Below are 24,489 nucleotides of genomic sequence, written 5' to 3' on the forward strand. Positions count from 1 at the left end.
CGCGCAGATAGTGACTAGAGAAAACGGAGAGCAGAGCGGAATGGATACCTGTGGTGTGAAATGAACGTAGATTGCACCGAAGGGCCAGGCACGAAGTGGCATGTTATGGTACTGTTATTGCGCCGTGAAGTGTCAATCCGTTGTCGGTTTTTACAACGGATTAGCTATAGTATAAAAAATTAATGTCGTTGAACAAGTGAATTTTTTGCTTAGTTTGATGGTGTTATTTTTTTCATAAAATATTTGCATTACAGCATTAAAAATTACAAAGACCAAATCAATTTCATTTTGTTAAAATGGTAGAAGATAAAAAATTAGAATCTAGGTAATAGTATGACAACCACTCACACACACTATCATTTTGACCATGTTGGGAGCTTTTTACGTCCTCAAGCACTAAAGGAAGCACGTACAGCTTACGCAGCTGGAAAAATCTCACTTGAAGATTTCAAAAAAGTTCAACAAGCAGAAATTAAAAAATTAGTCAAAAATGAAGCTAAGGTTGGTCTCAAAGCTGTAACAGATGGTGAATTTAATCGCTCATGGTGGCATCTTGATTTTCTTTGGGGATTGAATGGTGTTGGAACTTATGAACAAGAGGATTCTTACAAGTTTCATGGTGCAAAAACGCGAACAACTAATATTGAGTTAACTGGGAAAATTGCTTTTAATCCTGAACATCCTTTCTTTGAAGATTTTAAGTTTTTACAATCTGTTCTACCAGAAGGAGTTGAACCTAAGGTCACTATTCCTTCTCCTTCATTGATTCCTAATCGCGATGGACGTTCAGACCGCTGGCCAGAATTTTATGCAACTTGGGAAGGATTCTTGGATGATTTAGCAGCAGCTTATCATGAAACATTGCTTCATTTTTACGAACTTGGTGCCAGATATATCCAACTTGATGATACGACATGGGCTTATTTGATTGCTAGACTCTTGGATGACCCTGAAAATCATGAAAAATATGTCAAAATGTGTGAAGACATTGTTTATGTCGTAAATCGCTTGCTCGAAGGACTTCCAGAAGATTTGCGTGTGTCCACTCATATTTGCCGTGGAAATTTCAAGTCAACTTATCTTTTTGAAGGAAGTTATGAACCAGTTGCAAAATATTTGGGTCAATTGAACTATGATACTTTCTTTTTGGAATACGATGATGCCCGCTCTGGCAGCTTTGCACCATTGCCTGAGATTTGGAATAATCGTGAAGATGTCTTGATTGTTCTTGGTGTATTTACTTCAAAACATCCAGAATTGGAAAAAGAGAGTGACATTAAGGAACGCTTGGCTGAAGCGAGAACATTTATTCCACTTGAAAATCTTGCTCTTTCAACTCAATGTGGCTTTGCCTCAACAGAAGAAGGAAATCAGCTCACAGAAGACGAACAATGGGCAAAACTTGCTCATATCAAAGTGATTGCTGATAAAATTTGGAATTGAAATTTTGGATAAAATCATCTATAAAAAAGCTCTATTGGGCTTTTTTTGGTGGATAATCATGGGAAAAAACTTTGAAGCGATTACTTCATTGGCTAGGGAATTGTGATCCCGATTCGATTAAGCACTTCACTATTAGCTCCTAAGCAGAAGGACAGCAGAGCCCAAAGGCGGAGATAGTAAGTATTTGCTGGATTAAAAAGTATAAAATGCTTCTTGAGCGAAATCTACTATGCTTTGTTATAATGGACTTAGAGAAAAAATGAAGAAAGTGAGAAATGTATGAAATTAACAGCACTTGGTGTCTGGGGAGGATATCCGACTCGAGATGCAGGAACAACTTCTTATCTTTTACAGTCAGAGTCAGGCTTTAATCTGCTTTTGGATTGTGGTTCACGAGCAGTAACAGAGCTTGAGCATGAATTGCAGCCGACTCAATTGGATGCAGTTATTTTAAGTCACTATCACGAAGACCACATTGCTGACTTAGGTAGCCTACGTCAATATCGTCAGCTTTATCCTTTGGGACAAGATGGTTGGGATGGGATGATGTTACCGATTTATGGACATCGTGAAAATGCTTATGAATTTAGCAAATTGACCTTGGATAAGGTATCAGAAGGTCATGCTTATGATGTGGAAAATGGAACAAAACTTGGACCATTTGATATTACTTTTATAAAGACGGTACACCCTGTGATAAATTATGCGATGAGAATTAGCGAACGTAGGACAGGACAGGTCTTGGTTTATACTGGTGATACAGGCTATTTTGAAGCGCTGAAAGATTTTGCGCGTGATGCAGATGTTTTGCTTGCTGATGTTTATTTTTTCAAAGACAAGTCTAAAATGCCGAATCATCTTTCGTCGGTAGAAGCAGGGGAAATCGCGAAGGCAGCAGGAGTTAAGCAATTGATTTTGACGCATTTGCCACAGTTTGGCGATTTGGATATTTTACTGACAGAAGCGAGAGAAGCAGCGGGAAATGCTGTCAGCACTGATTTGGCTATACCGCATAAAAAATGGCAGCTTCTATGAAGCGTTTTAGAAAATTAATCATTTTTATCATTTCTGTCAGCGTACTGACAGCCCTTATCATCGCTTCTGTCAAAGTCCATGCCTATTTGGCGAATCAAAATCCGCCTAAAACCAAAGCGCAGATTGAGCAACTCGTTAAGACGACTGCTGACAGCACAAAGACGAGATTTGTCAGTGATGACCAGCATTATCAACGCAATCTGTTTGTTTCTGACATTCATGGACGACTGGCAGGACTGAAAAAAACACTGACCGATATTCATTTTAGTAAAAATGATCGACTTTTTGTTTTAGGGGACAGTATTGATCATGGGCGATTTGGTTTTGATGTTTTGCTTTATTTGCTGAAAACTTTGCCAGCTGAGGGTTATCATGTAACAGTCATGATGGGAAATCATGAGCAGATGTGGTTACAACTTGCTGATAGAGGTAAAACGGATGCGGAGCAACTTTCTGGTGCGATTGGTGCAGTTGAGATTTATGAAGGAGCTCCGCCTAATGGCTGGCAGTATTCACTTGAGAATTGGAGAAAGCTGTCAGTTACTGATAGACAATTTTTACTGACAGAAATGAAAAATAATTTTGGTCAGCCCCAACAGCTGATTGAAAAAATCGGCAACCAGTGGGTTGTATTATCACATAGTGCATTGATGAAGTTATCTTACAAAAAAGAAACGACATTTGATTTGTTCTGGACGCATTTTCCTGGTGATTCTTTTGAACGGCGAAACAGTGTTGCAAAAACATTAGGTGTGCCCAATACGGATGTCCAAGTGTTTATTGGACACGTCAGCGGTAAACTATTTGGCAAACATCCCAACTATATTTGTCTGGATGATACGATTGTCAACGGTACGTTGAAGCAATTTGAAGCCGTTCCAGTCAAAATTTATTGTCTTGAACAACAGAAATTTTTAGAATAAATGAACTTTACATTAGAACAAAAAGAATTTTTTATGAATGAAGCCTTGAAAGAGGCTCAAAAGGCCGTAGGGAATGAAGAAGTTCCTATCGGCGCCGTGATTGTCAAAGACGGCGAAATCATCGCGCGCGGTTTTAATCGGAGAGAACTAGATGGTAAAGCAACGCATCATGCGGAAATCTGTGCGATTGAAGCAGCAAATCAAGTCGTAAATAATTGGCGACTATTGGATTGTGCGCTTTTTGTTACGATTGAGCCTTGTGTGATGTGTGCGGGTGCGATCGGTTTAGCACGGATTTCCCAAGTTTATTTTGGTGCGACTAATCCTAAGTTTGGTGGGACGGTTAGTCTTTATCAAATTTTAGAAGATGAACGATTAAACCATCGTGTTCAAGTAGAATCAGGCATTTTACAAGAAAACTGTGCAGCAATCATGCAAAACTTTTTTAAGAATAGACGAAAAAAGTAAATTATGATATAATACCTTTGGAGCAATAAGTTTCATACGAAGCGTGTCAGGACCTGACGGTAGCAGCACTAAGTTTGGAGCTTATGTGCTCTTTTTTGTATCATTGTCATCATGCTTCATAATGTTTCACTATGCTTTACAAACCGAGTGTTTACAAGGGGAACCTTTTTACTCATATTTCACTATGATTCACAATGTTTCATTATTTCTTGGGACATTTATGGGGCTTTTTTCAGAAATTAAATTTCTGCCCCATGAAGGTCTGTAATTTAAGGCTTGGCGCAGGGTTACACGATTTTCAGGTAAAACATGAGTATAAACACCCATCAACATACGTGGGTCACTATGTCCGACACGCTCCATTACCAATTTTTCAGGTACTCCCATATTAATAAGATAGGTGACATGAGAATGGCGTAACATATGTAGAGTGAAATTGTTGGGATTTTTACCAAAAATATTTGTTCGTGCTCCTTCAAATTTTAAATATTGGGATAATCTTTGATAATGCAGATGACCACCTTTTGGTGTAACAAAAACAAATTCAGAATTATATTTTTTAAAATTTTGAACAATATTTAAGCATCTAGTATTAATATCAATTTCTCTAATAGAGCAAGTGGTTTTAACATCTCCCATTTTTCTAATATGATAATCCCATGATTTGTTAATTGAAATTTTGCTATCTAAGACATCAATATCTGACCACTTTAGTCCTAAAGCTTCCCCGATTCTAAGTCCAGTCCAAAAAAGAAATTCAATCAAATCCACTTTTTCGTTGGTCTCATCGTCATCAGCATCAGCTCTCATTTGTTGAATGAGTAAATTAAATTCATCAAGTGTGAAAAATTTTTGTTTTAACTTAGCAATACTTTGCTTTGTACGTGTATCTTTTGGTAAATCAAGACGGTCAACGGGATTAGTTTCGATATATTCAGCAACATAAGCATATCTAAAAATACTATTAATCCCTCGTTTTAATGCATGCATAGTTTTAACGGATTTTGAGTGGTTGATAATATAATCCTGTAAATCTCGTGCCTTAACATCCTGAATTCTTTTATTACCATGTTTTTTTAAAAATGCTTTAACAAAACTGGTTTCTTGGGAGAAAGATGATGGAGACAGTTCCATTTCACGTTTTTTACTTGCTTGCTTATAAACTTCATTTACAGTGATATTTTTTGCTTTTTCATTTATTTCATTGCATTTTTCGAGATTTTCTGCGATTTTCCTTTCTAAGATATTTCGTGCTTCTCTTTGGGCATCACGACTTTTTGTATTCAGCGTGACATTAACTTCGTGCCAAACTTTATATTCATCTTGATATTTTTCTCGATAACGATATTTTCCGTTTGGTAATTTTTTTATATTCATAATTTTCTCTTTTCTTATAAAATTTCTATTAAAAAGAGAGTAAATAGACACTCTCATTATACCATCATTACAGTATTTTAGTTCTCTGCTTTTGCTTCCAGCGTAGATAGCTTTCAAATCCTTCAACACTTATTCTAACTGACTTTATTCCCCATTTTAATATAATATCTGAGAAATCAGGATTCCGTCGAATCTGAGTCAGCATATTATCAAGGGTGCGAGGATGAATACTGAACATTTTAGCAATTTCTTCTTTTTTGGCATACTTTTTTTCTGATTCCATAATGTTTTTCACTCAACTCTCAACAAAATTTATTAATTCTTATAGAATAATTATCTCATATAAAAAAAAGAGACTTAAAACAAGTCCTTTTCTTTATATGTAATTAAAATTTTCTTATAGGCTGTGCTTATTTCGCTTGTTCCGATGTATTTGTGATTTAATTGGACCAATACTTAAACAAATGAAAATTAGTACGCTTCCAAAAAATACAATCCACCACATTGCTGAACTCTCCCAAAAATAAAGAATAGGGTGATGTAGTTTCCAATAATTGGTATAAATTCCATGTCCAAGATGAACCCATCCTCGATAGATAGCAATGAGTATGTATATTATCCAATAATAGAGAATGGGGCAAAGACCGTAAAGTAATATTGTACCAAAATTCGTTTTTTCATTTACAGTTTTATTGGTGGATAAAATACTACTGTATGCAGACTTATCAGATATTTGAGAAATTTTATATTGTTCATCTTCAAGATAAGTAATATAGAGGTTTAACATAGTCTTATAGAAAGAGGCACCATCTGCTGTTATGATATCTTTGTGAGCAAAATCATTCCGTATTTTTCTTGCATGATGTAAATTATTGCGAAAATCATCATCATCTGACCATAATTCATCAATTAAATCAACCATGTTTCCATTATCTCGAAGCCATTCTTGACCAGTATTAATAGAAAAATCAAGCTTTAAAATATTTTCTAGTAAACTTTGAGCTTTTCCCATAAATAAGCCTGGGTCATAATCAAATACCTTGGCGCTTTCGTATTTTTTCTTTATTTCTTCTAAATCCATGTGCTTTACGTCCTCATAAAAAGTTTTCAATAGTTTTTTCACAATAGAACGGATATATCAACCTCTATCCAATTTTATCTTCGTGGATGAGTGGTTTTATTTTATCACTGTTTTGACTTTCATTCCAAGCAGGAAGAAACCCATTTTCAAGAAAGGTTGACATTGCTCCGCATTCAGGACAATATCTCTCATGTCCTTTTAAAGGTGCAGAACAAGCAGTAGTTGTTGTCAATATTCCACTTACAGTCTTTTTAATGCCTGTACATTTATTGATGATTTCTAAACCGCAGACAGAACAATAATTTTTTGATGGATGTTCATTTCCACAGATTGGACAAGGCTCTGCTAATCGCCCCTCTTTATCTAATTTTAATACCCTATATTTCATTCTTTTATCTCCCCTAGCAAAAAATTCTATTAACTGTTCATCTGTTTCATGAAATTGAAAATAGTTATCCCGATGAACAATTTCTAAATTATCTGAGCCACAGATGCTACAAAATTTTAGTTCACTCCCTAAATTGATTTCAAAACTTTTGCAGTCTCTACAAAAATGATAGATGTTATCATCAATAGAATAAAGTAATCCAGAGTATCGGGAAGCATTCCTAGCTCCCATGTCAAAATAATTCTTTCGCAAATTGATTTTGATTTTATTATCAAAATAATCTTTAAAAGTTTCAGTCACTTGAAGCCAAGGATACTTTTGTCTTGTATGAAGTGTATTTTGTGCAACAAGAGCAGAAACATCAAAAACTTTTTCTATAAATTCCTTTGACCAGTCGCCACTCGTCGCACAAGTTGGACAGAGTAATTCACTTGCAAAAGTGTCTGCCTCCCCTTCGAGTATAGAATTAACCCTTCCAAAGCCATTTCGGGGGAGAAGTCCACTATAATTTACAAAGTGTCCTAAAAGAATATGCCCCAATTCGTGAGCTAAAGAAAAGCGTATCCTTTGCGGAATTTTCTGAATGGTATTGTCATTATAAAAAATAATGTAAGCATTAGTCCCTGTTTTACAGCTGAAAGCTTCATCTGAAATTTGTTCTGCTTTTTTCCCTAATTTTGGAGCGATATCAGTATTAAACTTTTCATAGGTGTCCAGATGAATATTTGGAAAATTAGAAAGCAGTTGTAAGATATTAATCGGAAATGTAATGTCGCATTTTTCAACTAATATTTTCTGAGTAGTGTAGTTAATCCTAGAATAATTATATTTTCCCATTTCATTGTTTTACTACTTATCATAGCCGTTATCTTTTGCGAATTTAGCAATAAGAGCCCCTAGCATATCTATTTCCTCATCTGAAAGTTCTGTATCCATTTTTCGGGCAAGAATTTGTACTTTAGGTTTTTGCAACATTTCCTTAGGAGCATCTGCTCTACCTAGGAGATAATCAACGGTCACATTAAAATAATCAGCAACTTTTGCTAAATCTTCTCCTTTGGGTTTTGCAGTTTTCCATTTATAGATATTATTCTCGCTAAATCCTAATCTAATTGCTAAATCTTTTAGACTAATTCCTTGTCCATCAGCTAAAGATTTAATTCGTTCAAATGTAGTCATAATATTCCTTTCGCAAAATATCCAAAAAGATACTTTATTGTTGACTTATTTCTCGAAAAAGATTATAATGAACCTTGTAAGAAATAAAAAAATAAATAAAAAATCACCTAATAATTACATTAAACATTGCCCCAAGCTAGTTTGTAGAGTATTTAAGAGGATTTTTATTGTGTTTTAATATTATCATTTTCGATAATATTTGTCAAGGGTTATTATATAAAGAAATAAATACTGTTGTCAAGAGTGATTATTTCAGAAAAAGCAGGAAGGATATACATGGAAATTAAAATTAATGAGGAGTCGTATTTTACGGTAGAAGAAGTAATGAAAAAAACGGGACTATCAGAAAATTCACTTAAAAGTTATAAAAGTTCACGATTTCCCGAAATCAAAGAGATGGTAGTAAAAATTGGGGGAAAAACTTTATATTCCAAGAAAGCTATTGATTTTTTAAACAATCGTAAAACTGAAATGGGGTTTACTGAAGCTATTGAACTTGCTGGAATTGAATTCCCATCCAAGAAAGAAGCTGCCGCATACTTTGGCTTTCCGCCAGAAGACCTATCACGATATTTGCGCGTGAAAAAAGCAATCGAAGCAGTAGAAAAAAATTAATTGATTTTTGTAAAAATTATCAAGGATTTTTTGAAACAAAAATATACTCATATTGTGAAGCGAAAAAGATTCACAAGAAAAGGAGAAAAAATGGCAATCACAGTTAAGAAGACACTCATTTCCATTGACTTGGGAAATAAACAAGTAAAGTTAGAATCACGCGCAACAGGTGTTAAAGTTGCACCAAGTGTACTGTTAGATACGCGGTATGCACCAGATTTTTATCTTGGAGGGAAACCTGAAAATACACCGTCTATTTATCGTTTACGCCTCGATAAAGAAGAAAAATCTTTCCATTTTGGGGAGACGATAAACAGCTGGGGGAAAGCTTATGCAGGTCATTGGGAGACTTCCATTGGTTTTGGAATGAAACGCTATACCAAACAGATTTTTAAAGAGCTTTTCCTATTTTCTGTCGCACGCGTAGTCAAGGAGATGAATACCAATCATCCTGTTCTTGATATTGTCACAGGATTACCAACAGGCGATTATAAAGACCCAAAGGTCATAGATTATATTCGGAAAATAGCGAAAGGCTTCCACACTATCTATGTGGATGATAAGCCAGTTAATTTCGATATCGCTTCCATTACGTTTTATCCTCAGTATCTTGGTTCTATTGCAAATAATTGTTTCCAATGGAACGGAGAAAAGTATCATCATTTGACTCAAAATCTTTCTAAGTTTTCAGGCATCCGGTATGGCTTCATGGATATTGGCGGTGGAACAATTTTGAGCGATGTTGTAGAAGGACTAAATTTTAACCTTTCAGAAACTAAAACAACAAGTCGCAATGGTGTTCATCGCCTGTTGGGACAAGTCGCTAAAGAGGCGAGTATTTCTCAAGTAGAAGCTGAACTTGCTTTATGGCATACGAACGAGCAAGGACGTTATATTATAGGCGAGAAAACAGCAGCCCCAAAAGATATTACAGATATTGTATTGAGAGCTAAAAAAGCTTATACAGAAGTTGTCTTGCATGAAATTGAAACTCAATTTTTCCAAATTGATTTAGATGACCGACTTTCATCTGTTCGTTTGAATAAAATTTTTATCACGGGTGGAGGTGCATATCTTATTGATGTGGACCAGCTGATTGAAGGAATTGAGAACAGCTACAATATTCCCGAAGAATTTACAGCATCTGGAGATTTCATTGAACTGCTCAATAATTCAACAACTGCTAATGTTGAAGGTTATTTCAAATTAGGGGTGGCAGCTCACTTGGGTGAATTTGTGGAATAAAACTTAAAAAGGAGAAAGATGATGCTTGAAAAAGAAGTACAACCTGTTTTGGGTATCTATTTATCAGAAGTTAAATATTCTTACGATGACTACCAAGAAGCTTGTTGGAACATGAAACTTCTTAGTTATTATCCAGTTAATTTACCTTGGTTGAAATTCTGGGGGAAAATAAACGAAGCGCTGTTTCGTTATTTTTACGAGGACACGGATGAGGGGGAATTGGAACAACTATTAAACAGTCATCAAACAGAATTTGAACGCCTGGTGATAGTGGATGATTTGGTTCTTGAACGACTTGTGATTGGTTTTAAAATTTTAAATTCTCTAGCAAGTCCTACACTTGTGCATGCTCGTATCTCTTTCAATAGAATTGCAGCAGAAGTGGGAATTTCCCTTGACGATTTAGAAATCTTTATTCCTGAGATGTACAGTTATTACGACTGGGAAGATATTGATAGCGAACCTGAAAATTATGATGTCACAGACCTCTTTGCATCTATTGATACAATAGATAAATTTAACAATCAATCCCAAAATCAAAGAGAACTCGCACGCTTTTCTAAAGCATTGGATAAGACGGGACATAAAGTTATTAGTTATCGTTTCCGCGATTTTCAAGAAAGTGAAGGGAAACTTTTTACAAGACTATTTGTGTATTTGTTAAATGTTATCGCACAGCGCAAGCGTACAAAACTACGCAAGTATCTGTTGGAATATAGTAATCACAGTGATTATGTGCAGAACTCGTTCGGTTTGCGAAAACAAACCGATAAAAAAGGACGCTGCTATCTGCATGATGATTTGATTGGGCAAGACTTTGAGATTGATGAAATTCTAAAACTTTACCATTTAGATGTATCAAAGTCATGATGGAAAGGAATTCCTATGGTTATGAGTGACCCAAAGTATAAAGATTTGCTTTGCCCCTATTGTGGTACTTCTAATCGTTTTCCGACGGCTTGGGCAGAAGACCAACGTTGTATTCATTGCGATAAGTGGATGGTGCATAAAGACAAAAATATCATGGAAGAAGAACTTCGGGTATTGAAAGAACATTATCAAAAAGAAAAGAATGCTATTTATGAAAGGTACCGTGGAAATTATTATGAACCACATCTTAAGGTCATTGAAGAAGGCAAGAAAGTATGAGTAGGATTGACAGAACGACCGCTGATTATATTTTTAGCGAATTATCGGCAAAGCATAAAATTTCAATAGAAAATGTGAAACAGCGATTTGTAACAGGAGAAGGCTTTGAACCTATACAAGGATTGTGGCGCAGAGATATGAGCATGGGATATCAAGACAAACGTGGACGCTTGCACGTTCGTCCGGTCACTCTTAAAGAATGGCAAGAAGATTGGAAATGTATGAAGGAACAAGAATAATATGATACTATTTATTATTTTGCTCATTGTCCTTATTATAGGAACAATAATCAGTCATGGTCTTGTACGTGGTGCAGACCCTCGACAATAAAATAATTCACCGAAGGAGAGAAATCATGAAACAATATAAGATTGATAAAATTTTAAACCACTTAAAAGAACAGAAAACTATTACAAGTTTAGAAGCTTTCCAGCTCTACAACATTACACGTTTATCTGCCATTATCTATGTTTTACGGCACACTCACCATCTTTATATTACCAATGATGATTTTAAAGCCAAGGACGGCACACATTTTGCTCGTTATCATTTGCATGAGGGAGAAAGTGCTCCAGATGTTACGGTCGCAAAGGGACAAATGTCTATTAAAGATTTTATGTAGCTTTTGCTCGTTGTAAATCAAATTATTTTGTAAGAATATGAGAAATGTGCATCCAGGGTATTGAACAATCAATACTCTGTGTTTGCCATTAGGTAGAGGAATTGTATGTCAAATAAATATAAAGCAGCATATAGAGCAACTGATGAAGGAGCAAGAGGAACGTGGGGGCTAGTTGAGAAGGAAGTAGGGATTGCTTATGAAAATATGTATGGTATCCAGAAGTCCGACGGTAACGGCTGGTTAGGATGGCTTAAAAGTGGTAATGGTTTTACTTCGGAAGAAGAATTTAGAGTGAAGGAAGAGTACACTCTTAGATATTATGATTATAGCGAGATGGGGACTCTAAGGACAGAACAAGGGAGTGGAGTATTTTTATTTGATGCTCAGGAGAAGGCGGGGGCTTTCATTGTTGAAGTGGTTGAGCAAATGTTTATGGATGCTAATTCATTAAAAGTTGAACAGATTGAAACCTCACCAACTTTGTTTATGAAACGATTATTTGATGATTATCATGATATTTTAAGTCAAGCACATGATAAATTTTTGGCAGAAGCTATTCGCTACGAGAACAATCAGCCTACTTCTCTTGAAGCACTGTGTGTGAAGAAGCGATATATTAAAATATTGCCTAAATTTCGATTCATACTCTGTAATTTGCTTGTGACGTGCTTCATTCTTGGTGGGATTTTCGCTAAAACTCAAATTATCTTTGTTTCTATAATGATACCTATAAGTATAATTTTGTTGGTCTTGCAGGTATTGGAGGATAGGGAAGGCATTGCTGATGGATATTCTCGTTTTTTGAAGCATACTACAAAAAATTATAGAGATTTTCTTTCTATCTTTGAAAAGTATCCTAACCTTAGTGTGAAAGGTTTAGAGTATTTTGGCTATCAAGACCCAGTAACATACAAATTATTTAATGCTGTGATGACATTTGCCTTTAATAGTTTTACATTAGCGGACACACAAGGAGATAAGAAAGCCTTGGAACGCATTCTCCGACCAATTGTAGCTGATTTATTTAGACAGGTACAACTCAATTATAGAGAGCATTTAGAGATTGAACAAGCTGCCGCCAATGCACAAAAGCGGCAATTACAACAACAAATTGATTCTGATTTACACGCGTATGAGCATCGAATATTTAAAGAATTATGAGGGGATATACCTCAATAAATATTAGATATTTTATCGTCTATGAGCAACACATGGTGTTTAGGGTGGTTAGATTCTGCCTTGTTGCTATAAATAATAAAAAAGGAAAGTTCTATTATGTCAGTAGAAAAGAGACACTCAGCGAGTGCAGTTTTACGCAATCAAGAACATTTTTTTCAATTGGATGAACGATTGCTTTTGGTATTTTCACCAGAGCAGTATATGTTCATCAATCGTCTTGATTTTTGGATTCAACAGAAATTGCAAGCACAACTAGCTAACGGTGAACCTGTTCGTGGTTGGGTTAACACAGAAAATAGAATGTATATTTTTAAGACATTAAAGCCTAGCCAACATCAAACGATTCCTTCATGGTTAGAAGAATTCTACCATTTTTCAGAATCCAGTTTTAATCGTGTAGTAAAGTCGTTAGTTAGTGCGGGAATTGTACTCAAGCACAATGATAAGAACAAGCTTGCTAGAGATAAAACACTTTGGTATTCACTTGATTATGAAGCATTGGACCGGTATTATTCCGAAAAATTTATAGAAAGATGGCAAGAAGTGATTGTCACACGCGTGACTTGGGAATTAAAAAAGTGGCTTGACTTTCAGCCAAATGTAGAAAATTCATCTCTTACGAATGTTCAATTAAGAAAGAAACTCTTTGACTCCAACGCAAAGGTCATAGCAAAACAACGAGCAGAAGAACTCGTTTTAGAGTTTAGTGATTTCAATGAACAAGTGATAAAAGATGAAGTCACAGAGGCAGTGAATAAAATTTTAACCCAATTAGAGCAGGAATTTCTTGGTGTTGTTCCATGCTGTCAAAATGACAACATGAGTGATACCAACGGTTCAGATGGTGAAAACGAGAAAATTAACGAAAAAAAAGCTGGGAAGCCGCATGAACAGTCATGCTGTCAAAATGATAGCATGGAAGCTGTCAAAATGGCAGCAGCATTAACCATATATAACCAACCAGGTATAACAAAGAATTACGATACTAATCGATACGTAAATCTTGACGATTTACCGAATAACTTCATTCAAGGAGTGAATCATCTTTTTCTTACGCCTAAAACCGTTGGACAACTCTCACATTTTGGTGAAGAAGCCAAAGCATTACAAGATATCATTTTTAGAGCCAAACTAAAAGTTGAAAAAGAATACCACGAGCAGTTAAAGCTCAGATTTCCTGATAGAGAAAAATCACGGATTGAGGGAGAATTTTGGCAAGATGATTTAGAGAATGAAGTTCAAAAGTTAATATTTGTGATTAAAGAGAGCAGACGCAAGGAGAAACCAATTCAAAATATTGAGGCTTTCTTTACGGCGATGATGGAAAATTTTTGGCTTGCGGCGCTGGTTATTGATTTAAACTGTTCTTACAGCTGGAAAGAAAATGCAAAATATCAAGCTGAGGAAGAGGGGAAGAATTTTCTCCACGCTTATTTTAGCAAATTTGATAAGGCGGAACTTAAAGAAGAATTGTCAAACTTTAGTAAGGAAGATGCTCAAAGGCTGAGCACGAATGAAATTTGGATTTGAATAGCATACAAAATTATTTGCCCGACAGATTTTTTTCCGTGAGATAATAAGAGAGTAAAAGGTTGTTGCCTTTCCTAGCTCAAAAGGCGTGCGAGTAGGATAAGTTAATTAGGACTGACGAAAGCGCAAAAAAGAGTATTTATATTTGATTATTAAAGGTGGGGAAATGTATAAAGGAAAACAAAAAATAGAGCTCAAAACGTTGAATGAGCATTTAAACTATATCGTTGTTGGCGGCATTATTGGGCTGCTTATTTTATTAGGGATTAGTGCTGTATTTACTTTTTTGAGTATAGCGGCCTATGCGGCAAGTGTTGACCATAGTATGTCTGTCGTTGATTATCTCTATAATTCTAATTATAATCATACCGTTCTCAAATTTATCCTATTCGTCACAGGAGGTCTGGGAATTATTTTATTAGTTGTGACGGTTATTGCTAGTTTTATTTTACTTATGAGAGGAAAGCAATGGCTTGGAGGGACAATTCTAGGAATAATTACTGTTTCTACATTGTTTTTGTTCTTTGTTCCTGTCAGTCAAACTCAAAAAGTTTACTCCGTTAAAGGGATTCTAAAAAATGACGTATTTATTGATGGGCGAAATGACTTTACTACCCCTAGTTATAAAAGCGTGGAAGAAGCGAAGCAAAAATTTTTTGATGAGGTTTGGTTTAGTAGCCCTCAAGAGGTTACTTTTACAACGATTGTCAGTACCAGAAAGGTTTATCAACCTTTAGTCAAGATTGAATTCCCTCAGAAACCTGCCAGTTACAATGCGGATAATGAGTAAAGCATCTGATAAAGCCTTTCTTTTTGTCAGTGCAATAGAGTTTTGTGGAGATAGATATATATGTACCAAAGAATTGAGCACCAAAACCTCTTTGCTAAAGCATGATGCTACGGAATTGAGGAAAAATCATAAAAAATAATATTTTGGAGGAGAAAATAGATGATTGAAGTTAAACGATGTACCAATGATAAATCTAAAGAAGCGTTTGAGATGTACGCTAAAGTTATTAATGAGTTTAAGCCAACACCAGTGCGTTACCGTGGAGATTGGCTTGATATTGAGAAGAATTACGACATTGATAATAGGGACTGATTCTTACTATCCAAGCGGTCTTAAATTTTATGATAAGAATGGTTATCAATCACTCAAAGAAAGTGAAATTCATGAAAATCTTGATATATTTAACGCTTATCAAGATTATAAAGATGTAGATGATATATGGTTAATAAAAAAATTGACTATTAAATGAATCGAGGGTTACATGAGAGAACTCATAATTGATAATTTTGCAGGTGGCGGTGGCGCTTCAACAGGAATAGAAATGGCAATTGGTCGCTCGGTGGATGTTGCGATTAACCATGACCCGAACGCTATTGCAATGCACAAGGTCAACCATCCGACTACAAGACATTATTGTGAAGATGTTTTTCAAGTTGACCCTCATGAAGCTACGAGAGGTCTCCCCGTTGCACTTTGCTGGTTTAGTCCTGATTGTAAGCATTTTTCTAAGGCAAAAGGCTCTACACCTGTTTCAAAGAAGATTAGAGGTTTAGCCTGGGTAGCGGTCAAATGGGCAAAAGCAGTGAAACCGCGGGTCATCATTTTAGAAAATGTTGAAGAATTTCGGACATGGGGACCACTGATAGAAACTGAAAAGGGATTGTTTCCAGACCCAGCTCACAAAGGCGAAACCTTTGAAGAATTTAAGTATGAGCTAGAAAAATGTGGTTACATCGTTGAATTTAAAGAACTCAGAGCTTGTGATTATGGAGCCCCCACGACAAGAAAAAGGCTGTTTCTTATTGCACGTTCGGACGGCAAGCTAATTGTTTTTCCTGAAGCAACTCATGCCCCCAAAGATACTTTAGAGGTGCTTAGTGGATTAAAGCTTCCTTACCATTCTGCTGCAGAATGCATTGACTGGAATATTCCTGGACAATCTATCTTTGACCGAAAGAAACCACTGGCAGAAAATACCATGAAGCGGATTGCCAGAGGTTTACAAAAATTTGTAATTCATAATCCAAACCCTTTTATTGTCAGAATCGGACAAACAGGATTTGGTGGAGACCGACTTTCCTATTCCTTAGAGCAGTCATTAACCACAATTACCACAAAAGCAGAACACTGTTTGGTTACGCCTACCATTATGGTTAATACCTCTGGACATCCGGGTTCAAGTGTTACTGAACCACTCAAAACAATTACTACTGGCGGGCATCAGGCACTTATTCAAACCAGTTGGATTAAAGAAGATTACTCCAAATCCACAGGGACAGATATCAGTAAGCCTGTTGGAACGATTACTGCACAAAGTGTTCATCAAGGTGTTATGTCGGCTTTTCTCTGCAAGCATTATGGCGGAAATTATCAAGGTGCAGGGATTGATGTCAGAAATCCAACCGATACAATAACGCAGGTTGACCATCATGCATTGGTTGAAGCGTTCCTGATAAAATATTATGGCTCGGATACGGGTCAAAGCCTCAATGACCCACTTCACACGATTCCAACTAAGGACCGGTTTGGTTTAGTTAGAATTGAAAATCAAGATTATCGGATAGTCGATATCACAATGCGGATGTTGCAACCGCATGAGCTTTCTAAAGCCCAAGGATTGCCCGAAGACTACATTATCGACCGAGACCCCGAAGGAAATAAAGTAAGTAAAGCCGTACAAACCGCAAGAATTGGGAACATGGTGGTTCCACAATGCGCAGAAGCGCTTGTTCGAGCCAACTTACCAGAGTTATGTCAAACCACTCAAAATTCGAACTGATGCAAAGCTATGGACAACGCTAGATTTAGAGAGAAAAATAAATATCGTTGCATCATGGATTGAACTCATTGAAAATCAACATGTTAAACTGATGCACATTGATGATGGAACAAGTGATTTTGCTGAAAATTTAGCGAAAGTTCTAACTTGTCCTTTGGAAGATTTATTAGATTAAGGACTTGTTTTAAGCTCAAAAATTATTTTTGAGATAATAAAAGTAGAGGCAAAATTTGTTGTTAGAGGAGAAAATACACATGTTTGGTCAAAAAAAGAAAAATATCTTAGATGATTTAAACGAAGAATTGGTAGATAGCGCTGCTGAGGAAACGCAAGAAACACTTGAGGAATTAAAGCATATAGAAGAAACTGACAAAGCGGCGGCGAAAAAGGTTGAAGACGAACGCCTCCAACAGCAAGCAGAAACAGTACGTCAACAGGCAGAGAATGCCGAACGCCTTCGACATCAAGAAGGGCTTGAGAAGCAAGAATATTTAGAACGTGAACGACAACAAGCCCGTGAAGCAGCTGAACGTCGCCAAAAAGAATTGGAAGCTAAACAGAGTCATATTACTTCTCCTCAAAAAGAAAAATTAGATAATTATCTACAACAGTTACAAGTCAAACAAAGTGAGATAGCAAAAACGGTAAATCTGTTTGAGTTAATACCGGCTCTTCATGAAGCGAGTGAAAGTTCGATTGCAAAGTTTGAAGATGATGAGGTAAGTAAATTAGCTACTGAAATTCAAAAAATGGATAAACGAGTGGAATTGAAAGATAAGGCTAAAGAAGCATCACGCGCTCGCCAGGAAAAGGAAGTGTCACGTTTAGATGCATTCTATCATGCACAAGAGTTAGAGAGAATTGCCGAAGTTCAGCGCTATATAAAAAAACAGCGAGAGGAGGAGCAAGAAGCAGTTCGAGATGCTGAAGCAAATACACTGAATCAAACATTACTTGAAATCGAAAATACAGAAACTGAAAAATTGGATACTTACTCTAAAAATCAAACAGAGCGCATTCGCTTTGAAAAGAAACATTATCAAGAAATGTGTAAAGACTCACTCAACAAGATTTTGGGGAAGTAATTATGAAGGGAAAAATTTCGCTATGACAGCTAAACACCAACAATTTAATTTTTTGCCTAATGACCCACAAAAAAAGAAAGCTACTTTGCGGGACATTACTACTAAAGATACAGGATGGTTCCAAAGTGATTTTAAGGCACGTATTGCTGCTCTAGGAAGTCAGGATAATCATGCGACAACGTAATAGTAATTATGAAAGTTCTCACGAAACACAGCGTGGTGCAAGTAAGGCACGCACGGAAGCCATGACGACTTATTTTACTCAGCCTTTAATTACAGTAGATACGCCTGAAACGATTGCCAAACGTTATCTTCCCGTCTCAGTACTTTCAAGACATGTGGAAGATTTCATGCAAGAAGAACGTGGCGAGGGTTGGGTTATGATAAATGACGAATTGTCTCAAGAAGAAAACTCACTTTTGTTAATGAAGGAACAATACTATGAGAAATATTTATATTATCAGAGTTTTTATAAAAGTCATGACCGCCGACTGAGCACCATGATGCCGCTCATTCGTATGCTTAAACATAGCACTTATGAAGGTTTGGCTGCTAAACAAAAACGAAATTCTATTATTTTTGGAAGTCTGTTAATTCTAAGCGCATTGATTATTCTCGCACTTTTGCGTGTTGTATTGGCTACACCATATACTTTACTAGCAAGTATATTTGTAGGCTTATTTTTGGGTGTTTTTTTAATCTTTCAGTATGCCTACAAGCAAGATGTAGAAGATTTACTCCTGGATGCTGAGGTGCGAGAAGTTTTAAATAAAAAGTTCCAATATATTTTAGGACAAATCTTTAGAAATGCTGTAAATAATATCCAAGAATTACCAAATGCAGAAGAAAAAATGGGAAAACGGAGTATTTTCCCGACAAAATTTGGGTCATGATAAAATAATAATGTGAGATTTTATATCTTTATATCTTTATATCTTTGTACAACTTTTATTCTAGGTACGTTCTCCTAGAATATCTAAGCAGAGTAGAGCAATGGCAGCTCATCTGGTTCATACCCAGAATTGGTGATGGTTCGAGTCCATCCTCTGCAATTATTGTCTCATCTCGGTTATACAGGGCTTGATAACCCTCCGAGAGCCTTTCTAAGTATGCCCTTAGTGGTGTATGAAAGTAACCTTTGTAAGTTTTAGTGGTGATAACCCCTAAGCGCGAAGATTGAAGCGTGTGAGCGTGAATTTGCTAGTAAAAGCTAGTGTGAAATGGAAGGTGTGGCAATGTTTTATCACTTTAGTGCATTCTTCTTTTCGGTAGATAGAATTATACGGTGGTTGTTGCGAAAACCACAAGCAGCCGTATAGCTCAGTGAGGCTTGCTCTAGCTGGCAAGGAAACCTGAGTATTGCTAAGCAATCTGCTGTGTCGTGAAACTGAGAAATCAGGGTATAAGAGAAGCGAGAAGTTCAAGTAGCCCAAGACACATACTCATAATAAAAACATTTACTAAATTATATGTTGAAATCTGTATCGGGTGAAAGTTGGGAGATTTTGTTTCTCGCCCAATCATTAAAAGCAATAGGAGCTAAGAGAGTTGCTACTCTTAGTAGAGCCTGTTGGGATTGTCGCATAATTAAGAGGAGTAAAACATTGTTTGGAGAAAAACCGGGACAATATTTTGGAGAAATAGAATGTAATTTGGTATCAGGCTAGACTTGAAATCTAGCAATCGCAAATGCGGTGTGTCGGTTCAAATCCGACTTTCTCCTTTGCCATTGTGGCGCATTTACCTAGTTTTTGTTGTTATTGTTTTGGTAGGAATTTTGCTGAAAATCCTACCTCTCATAGAGAAGTAGCTCAGCGGGGAGAGCAGTGGTTTTACACTCCATATGTCAGCGGTTCAAATCCGTTCTTCTCTATAAGCGTCAAATCTATGCTAGTAGATTTGGTGGTATTCTAGCAGATGCAATTTAAGAGCGTTCGCTTCCTCTTTGACAAATCGGAAAGACGAAAGTGCTTGTAGCTCAATGGTAGAGTGTTGGCTTACAGAGCCAAAGGTTGTAGGTTCAAGTCCTACCAAGCATGTAGTTATCATGATGATTTTTGATAGCATAATAACTCTGAATATGGCTCAGTTTGGTAGAGCACCTGTTTTGGGAACAGGAGAGCGCAGGTTCAAATCCTGCTATTCAGATTTTACAAATGGTTTTGCTCAACAGTCAGAGTATCCAAACAAATTTGGGTTGGATAGGAGTTCGATACTCACACAGAACCACTATATATTTAAGAAAGAAGTAAAAAGGATGAGAGATACAAAATCATTATTGCCTAAATTTGAATATTTCAAATCTCCGAAAAGCGGAAAACTTAGAAAAGTTAAAAATGGCTATTCTTGGACAGTTATGCTATTTGGAATAATTGTATTATTATTTCGCAGAGAATGGAAAATTGCGGGTATTGCCGTAGCAATCATTATTGCCTTTTCTGGACTAATGGTCATGTTTCACTTAGATGGAGGCAATGCACTATTGCTTGCAGGTTGGATTTTTTATGGCTTTAAAGCAAATGAGCAGCGTAAGCATGACTTGCTTAATGCTGGCTATGAATTAGTAGATATGCCAGAGAAAACGGAATAATGTTGCTCATGCAGCATTATTTTTTGAAGAATCAAGATGAATAACAGAAAACTGATTAAAACTCCATCACTACACGAAGGAGATGTATTGAAAGTCAATAACCGGCTGGTGCGCGTAAAACTTACAGGTGTTGGTTGGAAATATGTTGAGTTAGGAGAGAATTACCATGTCACAGTATCGCAGAAGCAAGAAAAATCAAAAAAATGAAGATTATTGGAATCGACCGGTCTTTGAAAAAAATAAAGTTGAAGAAAGAAAGCGAGTTGTTTATCTCAAAGATGAGGAGATAAAGGATAAGAGAGGCAATAAAAAACATAGCAATCTTTTAATATGGTGGCTTCTATTTTTGATTTTCACGCTTATTCTTATACTTGTAGGAGTCGTAGTTTTCGCAACAAAGACACCGGCAGGACCGCAAACACAGAAGAATTTTGCGCAAGTAAGTGTAAAGAAAAGTAGCGCTAAGAAACACTTTTCAAGCAAAGATACGATACAATCTTCTAGCTTAGATACAACGGAGATGACAGAAACGCAAGAAACACTTCCTAGTTCTTCTAATGTGCCTGAAATGTCATCTAATGCACCATCAGATACACCGACAAGTAGTTCAGGGAAATATACGTTAAAGACAGTTTCCTCATCAGGAAGAACAAGTATAACTTATTTTGATGATTTACAAAGTGCTATCAATCAGGGAATTGCTTTGGTGAATAGTGGACAAGCCATAAATTATTGGGTGACAAACTCAAATTAAGTTTAATAATACACAATTCGTTACATATTGCTACAAATTGAGACAATTTGTGTTTGCTTTATGGAACAACACCGAAAAACTCGGTATTTTAATGCCGAGATGAAAGGTGCTTTACTGTTAATTTACCCGACGACTTTTTTCCCATGAGATAATAAGAGAGGAAGTTGATACTTAACGAAAGGAAGAATAATAAATGGTTATACGAAAAATCGCTCAAAAAATACCTTTCAAACCAACAAAGAAGCAAATTCAGTTCTTTGCGGATTGTTTTGGTGCGAGAAGATTTGTGTATAACAGCCAAGTTGCTGTATTCAATACTTACTTTGAAGAAAATAAGAAGTTAGTCTATCCTAAAATCACAGACCTTAAACATGAGAATGAGTGGTTAAGAGGAAGTGTTGTGCCTGCTCACAGTCTCTCTAATGCACTCATGGATTTTGGTAAAGCTCGTTCTGCCTACTTCAAAAAGAAAAAGTATTCAAAAAATCGTCCTCGATTTCAAAGCCGTCACGATTACATTCAATCGTTCAGAAATGGAATGCCTCTAAAAACAATTCGTGAAAACGGACGCTACCAACTTTCAAAGAAGCTAGGATATATTAAAATCCGTAAACGTGACAACCTCCGCTATCCTATTGAACAGATGACCCAATGGACAGTCAAGCGTGAGGGCGACAAATACTATATCGTCTTCTTGTTCACGGTTGAAGTTGAAACGCAATCTGAAACCACTGGTGCAGTTGGTATTGACCTTGGCATTAAAGACTTCGCTATCACATCGGACGGCGAAAAAATAGATTTGCCTGAACAAATCGGAAAACTGGAAGCCAAAGTGATAAAAGAACAGCGTAAACTTTCACGAAAACAAAAAGGCAAAGGCAAGCAGTCGAACAACTTCTATAAGCAAAAAGCGAAGTTACAAAAGGCTCATGCTAAAGTTCGTCATGTTCGTGAGAACTTCCATCATCATGTGTCAAAACAGCTCGTTGAAGAAAACCAATTCATTGCTTTGGAAACATTGAGACCTTCTAATATGATAAAGAACCACAAGCTGGCTCGTTCGATTGCACGAGCAGGCTGGCGACAATTCACCAATCAGTTGGAATATAAAGCTCAATGGTATGGACGTACCGTACAACACGTGGGGCAATACTATGCAAGTTCAAAGACTTGTGGAAATTGTGGCATCATCTATCACGGTCTTAAACTTTCTGAAAGAGAGTGGACGTGTTCAGAGTGCGGCACCCATCATGACAGAGACCTTAACGCAAGCCAAAACATTCTCAAAGAAGCACAACGATTAGCTTCTTAAAATAAATACTTGTAATTGTTAAAGAACCGACCGACAATCGGGGATAGCTCGCTCAATATAAGAACCTCTGGCACACGGAAACAAATCCGGAGTCAAGTCTGCTTAGTTCGCGAGAATCTCGGTACTTTAGTACCGAGAATGTTCAAAGAAAAAAGGAGAAGCTATGAAATTTGGAAATAAAAAGAGTAAGAAATATTATGGGATATTCGCAAGCGAGTAAAATGCGATGGTTTCCTTTTGAAAAATTTGAGCCACAATACGCTCAAGGATATATTCGATTAGAAGCTGATTCAAATGAAGTTGGATTTAGAGTTGTAGATACTTATGGACGTAGAGATGAAGAACTTGAAAAAGAGGGATTTGTCTTTGAAAAAGGGAGCAGCCAAAGCACGTGAGAGCGTGCTTTTTATAATGGTTTAAATAAAAATAATTATTTTTTAGCTGCTAAGAAAAGTGAAAAAATATATAAAAAGCAGAAGAAGGACTTGTTTTTGGTCAAAAAATTGTGCGTGAGATAATAAACAGGTAAACATTTTATATACTATTCTATTTGACCTTAGGTCAGCCAGAACTCCGAAGCTTCGCTTTGGTGTATTGAGTTTCTTGTATGGGATATTTTTATTGAAGGTTCACTCGTTGTGATATGCTTTGTCGATTTTATCGCCATTCTATCATTTCTTGATGTGTTCCCGCTCGGTTCAAATTTCTTCATTCAACACTTAATTATCCATTGCAGCTTTTGTTAGAGGATAGGCAAATGAGAACGTGTGTTCTTATGAGGTAATATCGTGAGATATAGGTTTCTTGTGAAACTGTAAATTTTGATGCTATGTCATTTTTTACACCCAAGCACCAATAGCCGAAATTGAATTTAATGGGTTTGATTTTCTCGGTCAAACATCATGTTTCAATTTTAAAATGAACAGCAATGATTTCCAAGTCTGGAAGTTGAGTGCATAAGAGAACTTGTACTGTTTTGTGAAAACAAGCAAAATCTGACTGTTCATCATTCAAATGTTCAAGTTAAAAACGTCCGATGTGGAATGGTTTAACCTGATTCATGATTAAGACAGCGTAACGTCCGGTGTGGAATTGACGTGTCACCCTAAGAAGTGGCTTGCAAGTGGTTCTTGCGTCTTAACAAGTTGAATGTAATTAAAATTTCTGTTGAGCTAGTATTCAGAAGAGAACAGATTTTATCTGTCTGATAATGAGCGAAAGTGTAGTGTACAAGAGTACATCCAGTTTTACAAGAGGCAATAGAACAAAATGTTCGTTAGTGCGTGGCATTTGTTTGTAGTTGTCCAAAGCATTTATTGTTTTTAAACACATAAGGGTCAACGTACCATACGTTTTTGCCCTTATGGGCTAGAAAGGCATGAAAATGCAAAAAATTAGTAAAAAATACATTATTTTTCTTCATTCTTCATCAGGTTATTCAATAGGACAAATTGAAGGAGACAACAAGCGAAAACTTGCGCTTGAAGCTCTGGATATTATGGATTGGGCTTCATTTAATTATTGCTACCGACGTGTTAAACGGGTGGAATAATAAGAAAAGCTAATTGAATCGGTTTGATAAATGAATTGATAAGTAGAAAAATAATACTAACACAAAAACGCACTAGACGTTACTCTATTGAGTAAATAATTTGTGCGTTTTTCGTTCAGTAGAATTGAGAACAAACAACGCACAAAGTCTGTATGTTCAGGCTAATATTGTGC

The 24,489-nt window shown here is 36.3% G+C and carries 28 protein-coding genes, 5 tRNA genes and 1 other RNA gene; 29 read left to right on the forward strand and 5 right to left on the reverse strand.

Going from position 1 to position 24,489, the window contains the following annotated elements; genetic code table 11:
- The first annotated feature begins 333 nt into the window (after positions 1–333).
- The 5 genes from D7I46_RS00875 to ffs all read left to right on the forward strand — a co-directional run bounded on the left by D7I46_RS00875 (position 334) and on the right by ffs (position 3,975).
- Positions 334–1,443 (forward strand): vitamin B12 independent methionine synthase, encoded by a 1,110-nt coding sequence (locus D7I46_RS00875; protein WP_120771152.1) that lies wholly within the window; start codon positions 334–336, stop codon positions 1,441–1,443.
- A gap of 279 nt (positions 1,444–1,722) precedes the next feature.
- The gene (locus D7I46_RS00880; protein ID WP_120771153.1) at positions 1,723–2,478 is read left to right on the forward strand and encodes an MBL fold metallo-hydrolase; all 756 of its coding nucleotides are present in this window, start codon (positions 1,723–1,725) and stop codon (positions 2,476–2,478) included.
- The gene (locus tag D7I46_RS00885; protein WP_240424457.1) at positions 2,475–3,401 is read left to right on the forward strand and encodes a metallophosphoesterase; all 927 of its coding nucleotides are present in this window, start codon (positions 2,475–2,477) and stop codon (positions 3,399–3,401) included. The genes D7I46_RS00880 and D7I46_RS00885 overlap by 4 nt, the downstream gene beginning before the upstream one ends.
- Positions 3,402–3,869 carry a tRNA adenosine(34) deaminase TadA gene (gene tadA / locus D7I46_RS00890; RefSeq protein ID WP_120771155.1) on the forward strand — a complete coding sequence of 156 codons (468 nt, stop codon included), beginning with the start codon at positions 3,402–3,404 and terminating at the stop codon, positions 3,867–3,869.
- A 9-nt stretch (positions 3,870–3,878) separates the two neighbouring features.
- An RNA gene (gene ffs, locus D7I46_RS00895) (signal recognition particle sRNA small type) lies at positions 3,879–3,975 on the forward strand.
- 83 nt (positions 3,976–4,058) lie between these two features.
- Here the strand turns inward: ffs and D7I46_RS00900 are convergent.
- The 5 genes from D7I46_RS00900 to D7I46_RS00920 all read right to left on the reverse strand — a co-directional run bounded on the left by D7I46_RS00900 (position 4,059) and on the right by D7I46_RS00920 (position 7,894).
- On the reverse strand, positions 4,059–5,246 hold the full coding sequence (locus D7I46_RS00900) for a tyrosine-type recombinase/integrase (RefSeq protein ID WP_162930785.1): 1,188 nt from the start codon (positions 5,244–5,246) through the stop codon (positions 4,059–4,061).
- A gap of 67 nt (positions 5,247–5,313) precedes the next feature.
- On the reverse strand, positions 5,314–5,541 hold the full coding sequence (locus tag D7I46_RS00905; RefSeq protein ID WP_120771157.1) for a DNA-binding protein: 228 nt from the start codon (positions 5,539–5,541) through the stop codon (positions 5,314–5,316).
- Positions 5,542–5,643: 102 nt separating this feature from the next.
- A complete protein-coding gene (locus D7I46_RS00910) occupies positions 5,644–6,327 on the reverse strand; it encodes a hypothetical protein (protein WP_120771158.1) in 684 nt (227 codons plus the stop codon).
- A gap of 64 nt (positions 6,328–6,391) precedes the next feature.
- Positions 6,392–7,552, reverse strand: a complete 1,161-nt coding sequence (locus D7I46_RS00915) for an ImmA/IrrE family metallo-endopeptidase (protein WP_120771159.1) — start codon at positions 7,550–7,552, stop codon at positions 6,392–6,394.
- A 12-nt stretch (positions 7,553–7,564) separates the two neighbouring features.
- Positions 7,565–7,894 (reverse strand): helix-turn-helix domain-containing protein, encoded by a 330-nt coding sequence (locus D7I46_RS00920; protein WP_120771160.1) that lies wholly within the window; start codon positions 7,892–7,894, stop codon positions 7,565–7,567.
- 276 nt (positions 7,895–8,170) lie between these two features.
- Between D7I46_RS00920 and D7I46_RS00925 the strand changes: the two genes are divergently transcribed.
- From D7I46_RS00925 to D7I46_RS13165, 24 genes are all read left to right on the forward strand, one after another.
- On the forward strand, positions 8,171–8,509 hold the full coding sequence (locus D7I46_RS00925) for a MerR family transcriptional regulator (RefSeq protein WP_120771161.1): 339 nt from the start codon (positions 8,171–8,173) through the stop codon (positions 8,507–8,509).
- Between the two features lie 90 nt (positions 8,510–8,599).
- Entirely contained in the window at positions 8,600–9,754 is a 1,155-nt protein-coding gene (locus D7I46_RS00930) for a ParM/StbA family protein (protein ID WP_162930786.1), read from the forward strand.
- Positions 9,755–9,772: 18 nt separating this feature from the next.
- On the forward strand, positions 9,773–10,624 hold the full coding sequence (locus tag D7I46_RS00935; RefSeq protein ID WP_162930787.1) for a hypothetical protein: 852 nt from the start codon (positions 9,773–9,775) through the stop codon (positions 10,622–10,624).
- Positions 10,625–10,639: 15 nt separating this feature from the next.
- On the forward strand, positions 10,640–10,903 hold the full coding sequence (locus D7I46_RS00940; RefSeq protein ID WP_120771164.1) for a hypothetical protein: 264 nt from the start codon (positions 10,640–10,642) through the stop codon (positions 10,901–10,903).
- Entirely contained in the window at positions 10,900–11,142 is a 243-nt protein-coding gene (locus tag D7I46_RS00945) for a hypothetical protein (protein ID WP_120771165.1), read from the forward strand. Before D7I46_RS00940 ends, D7I46_RS00945 begins: the two co-directional genes overlap by 4 nt.
- A gap of 116 nt (positions 11,143–11,258) precedes the next feature.
- Entirely contained in the window at positions 11,259–11,525 is a 267-nt protein-coding gene (locus D7I46_RS00950; RefSeq protein WP_162930788.1) for a helix-turn-helix domain-containing protein, read from the forward strand.
- A 105-nt stretch (positions 11,526–11,630) separates the two neighbouring features.
- Positions 11,631–12,686 (forward strand): hypothetical protein, encoded by a 1,056-nt coding sequence (locus D7I46_RS00955; RefSeq protein ID WP_120771167.1) that lies wholly within the window; start codon positions 11,631–11,633, stop codon positions 12,684–12,686.
- A 114-nt stretch (positions 12,687–12,800) separates the two neighbouring features.
- Positions 12,801–14,234, forward strand: a complete 1,434-nt coding sequence (locus tag D7I46_RS00960) for a hypothetical protein (RefSeq protein ID WP_120771168.1) — start codon at positions 12,801–12,803, stop codon at positions 14,232–14,234.
- Positions 14,235–14,400: 166 nt separating this feature from the next.
- The gene (locus D7I46_RS00965; RefSeq protein ID WP_120771169.1) at positions 14,401–15,024 is read left to right on the forward strand and encodes a hypothetical protein; all 624 of its coding nucleotides are present in this window, start codon (positions 14,401–14,403) and stop codon (positions 15,022–15,024) included.
- A gap of 159 nt (positions 15,025–15,183) precedes the next feature.
- Positions 15,184–15,336 carry a hypothetical protein gene (locus D7I46_RS13155; protein WP_162930789.1) on the forward strand — a complete coding sequence of 51 codons (153 nt, stop codon included), beginning with the start codon at positions 15,184–15,186 and terminating at the stop codon, positions 15,334–15,336.
- Positions 15,337–15,505: 169 nt separating this feature from the next.
- Entirely contained in the window at positions 15,506–17,023 is a 1,518-nt protein-coding gene (locus tag D7I46_RS00970; protein WP_120771170.1) for a DNA cytosine methyltransferase, read from the forward strand.
- Positions 17,024–17,277: 254 nt separating this feature from the next.
- Positions 17,278–18,108, forward strand: coding sequence for a coiled-coil domain-containing protein (locus D7I46_RS00980; protein ID WP_120771172.1), 831 nt, complete (start codon positions 17,278–17,280; stop codon positions 18,106–18,108).
- A 22-nt stretch (positions 18,109–18,130) separates the two neighbouring features.
- A complete protein-coding gene (locus D7I46_RS13160) occupies positions 18,131–18,292 on the forward strand; it encodes a hypothetical protein (RefSeq protein ID WP_162930790.1) in 162 nt (53 codons plus the stop codon).
- Positions 18,279–19,001 carry a hypothetical protein gene (locus tag D7I46_RS00985; RefSeq protein ID WP_120771173.1) on the forward strand — a complete coding sequence of 241 codons (723 nt, stop codon included), beginning with the start codon at positions 18,279–18,281 and terminating at the stop codon, positions 18,999–19,001. Before D7I46_RS13160 ends, D7I46_RS00985 begins: the two co-directional genes overlap by 14 nt.
- A gap of 86 nt (positions 19,002–19,087) precedes the next feature.
- A tRNA-Met gene (locus tag D7I46_RS00990) sits at positions 19,088–19,160 on the forward strand.
- A gap of 582 nt (positions 19,161–19,742) precedes the next feature.
- Positions 19,743–19,831: transfer RNA gene (locus D7I46_RS01000), tRNA-Ser, on the forward strand.
- Between the two features lie 77 nt (positions 19,832–19,908).
- A tRNA-Val gene (locus D7I46_RS01005) sits at positions 19,909–19,981 on the forward strand.
- Between the two features lie 94 nt (positions 19,982–20,075).
- Positions 20,076–20,147: transfer RNA gene (locus D7I46_RS01010), tRNA-Cys, on the forward strand.
- A gap of 35 nt (positions 20,148–20,182) precedes the next feature.
- Positions 20,183–20,256 (forward strand) — tRNA-Pro (locus D7I46_RS01015).
- A gap of 109 nt (positions 20,257–20,365) precedes the next feature.
- Positions 20,366–20,698, forward strand: a complete 333-nt coding sequence (locus D7I46_RS01020) for a DUF2628 domain-containing protein (RefSeq protein ID WP_120771175.1) — start codon at positions 20,366–20,368, stop codon at positions 20,696–20,698.
- A gap of 166 nt (positions 20,699–20,864) precedes the next feature.
- Positions 20,865–21,452 carry a hypothetical protein gene (locus D7I46_RS01025; protein ID WP_120771176.1) on the forward strand — a complete coding sequence of 196 codons (588 nt, stop codon included), beginning with the start codon at positions 20,865–20,867 and terminating at the stop codon, positions 21,450–21,452.
- A 193-nt stretch (positions 21,453–21,645) separates the two neighbouring features.
- Positions 21,646–22,764, forward strand: coding sequence for an RNA-guided endonuclease TnpB family protein (locus tag D7I46_RS01030; protein WP_120771177.1), 1,119 nt, complete (start codon positions 21,646–21,648; stop codon positions 22,762–22,764).
- Positions 22,765–22,934: 170 nt separating this feature from the next.
- Positions 22,935–23,159, forward strand: a complete 225-nt coding sequence (locus D7I46_RS01035; protein WP_162930791.1) for a hypothetical protein — start codon at positions 22,935–22,937, stop codon at positions 23,157–23,159.
- A gap of 989 nt (positions 23,160–24,148) precedes the next feature.
- Positions 24,149–24,316 (forward strand): hypothetical protein, encoded by a 168-nt coding sequence (locus D7I46_RS13165; RefSeq protein WP_162930792.1) that lies wholly within the window; start codon positions 24,149–24,151, stop codon positions 24,314–24,316.
- Positions 24,317–24,489 lie beyond the last annotated feature (173 nt).

The organism is Lactococcus allomyrinae (assembly GCF_003627095.1).
GTDB classification, from domain to species: domain Bacteria; phylum Bacillota; class Bacilli; order Lactobacillales; family Streptococcaceae; genus Lactococcus; species Lactococcus allomyrinae.

Coding starts and splice junctions, on each gene's coding strand:
- D7I46_RS00930 (WP_162930786.1), top strand. CDS start 8,600: ATGGCAATCACAGTTAAGAAGACACTCATTTCCATTGACTTGGGAAAT.
- D7I46_RS00920 (WP_120771160.1), bottom strand. CDS start 7,894: ATGACTACATTTGAACGAATTAAATCTTTAGCTGATGGACAAGGAATT.
- D7I46_RS00945 (WP_120771165.1), top strand. CDS start 10,900: ATGAGTAGGATTGACAGAACGACCGCTGATTATATTTTTAGCGAATTA.
- D7I46_RS00935 (WP_162930787.1), top strand. CDS start 9,773: ATGATGCTTGAAAAAGAAGTACAACCTGTTTTGGGTATCTATTTATCA.
- D7I46_RS00910 (WP_120771158.1), bottom strand. CDS start 6,327: ATGGATTTAGAAGAAATAAAGAAAAAATACGAAAGCGCCAAGGTATTT.
- D7I46_RS01030 (WP_120771177.1), top strand. CDS start 21,646: ATGGTTATACGAAAAATCGCTCAAAAAATACCTTTCAAACCAACAAAG.
- D7I46_RS00880 (WP_120771153.1), top strand. CDS start 1,723: ATGAAATTAACAGCACTTGGTGTCTGGGGAGGATATCCGACTCGAGAT.
- tadA (WP_120771155.1), top strand. CDS start 3,402: ATGAACTTTACATTAGAACAAAAAGAATTTTTTATGAATGAAGCCTTG.
- D7I46_RS13160 (WP_162930790.1), top strand. CDS start 18,131: ATGACAGCTAAACACCAACAATTTAATTTTTTGCCTAATGACCCACAA.
- D7I46_RS00965 (WP_120771169.1), top strand. CDS start 14,401: ATGTATAAAGGAAAACAAAAAATAGAGCTCAAAACGTTGAATGAGCAT.
- D7I46_RS00885 (WP_240424457.1), top strand. CDS start 2,475: ATGAAGCGTTTTAGAAAATTAATCATTTTTATCATTTCTGTCAGCGTA.
- D7I46_RS00980 (WP_120771172.1), top strand. CDS start 17,278: ATGTTTGGTCAAAAAAAGAAAAATATCTTAGATGATTTAAACGAAGAA.
- D7I46_RS13165 (WP_162930792.1), top strand. CDS start 24,149: ATGCAAAAAATTAGTAAAAAATACATTATTTTTCTTCATTCTTCATCA.
- D7I46_RS00925 (WP_120771161.1), top strand. CDS start 8,171: ATGGAAATTAAAATTAATGAGGAGTCGTATTTTACGGTAGAAGAAGTA.
- D7I46_RS00940 (WP_120771164.1), top strand. CDS start 10,640: ATGGTTATGAGTGACCCAAAGTATAAAGATTTGCTTTGCCCCTATTGT.
- D7I46_RS00875 (WP_120771152.1), top strand. CDS start 334: ATGACAACCACTCACACACACTATCATTTTGACCATGTTGGGAGCTTT.
- D7I46_RS00950 (WP_162930788.1), top strand. CDS start 11,259: ATGAAACAATATAAGATTGATAAAATTTTAAACCACTTAAAAGAACAG.
- D7I46_RS00955 (WP_120771167.1), top strand. CDS start 11,631: ATGTCAAATAAATATAAAGCAGCATATAGAGCAACTGATGAAGGAGCA.
- D7I46_RS00915 (WP_120771159.1), bottom strand. CDS start 7,552: ATGGGAAAATATAATTATTCTAGGATTAACTACACTACTCAGAAAATA.
- D7I46_RS00985 (WP_120771173.1), top strand. CDS start 18,279: ATGCGACAACGTAATAGTAATTATGAAAGTTCTCACGAAACACAGCGT.
- D7I46_RS01025 (WP_120771176.1), top strand. CDS start 20,865: ATGTCACAGTATCGCAGAAGCAAGAAAAATCAAAAAAATGAAGATTAT.
- D7I46_RS13155 (WP_162930789.1), top strand. CDS start 15,184: ATGATTGAAGTTAAACGATGTACCAATGATAAATCTAAAGAAGCGTTT.
- D7I46_RS00970 (WP_120771170.1), top strand. CDS start 15,506: ATGAGAGAACTCATAATTGATAATTTTGCAGGTGGCGGTGGCGCTTCA.
- D7I46_RS00960 (WP_120771168.1), top strand. CDS start 12,801: ATGTCAGTAGAAAAGAGACACTCAGCGAGTGCAGTTTTACGCAATCAA.
- D7I46_RS00900 (WP_162930785.1), bottom strand. CDS start 5,246: ATGAATATAAAAAAATTACCAAACGGAAAATATCGTTATCGAGAAAAA.
- D7I46_RS01020 (WP_120771175.1), top strand. CDS start 20,366: ATGAGAGATACAAAATCATTATTGCCTAAATTTGAATATTTCAAATCT.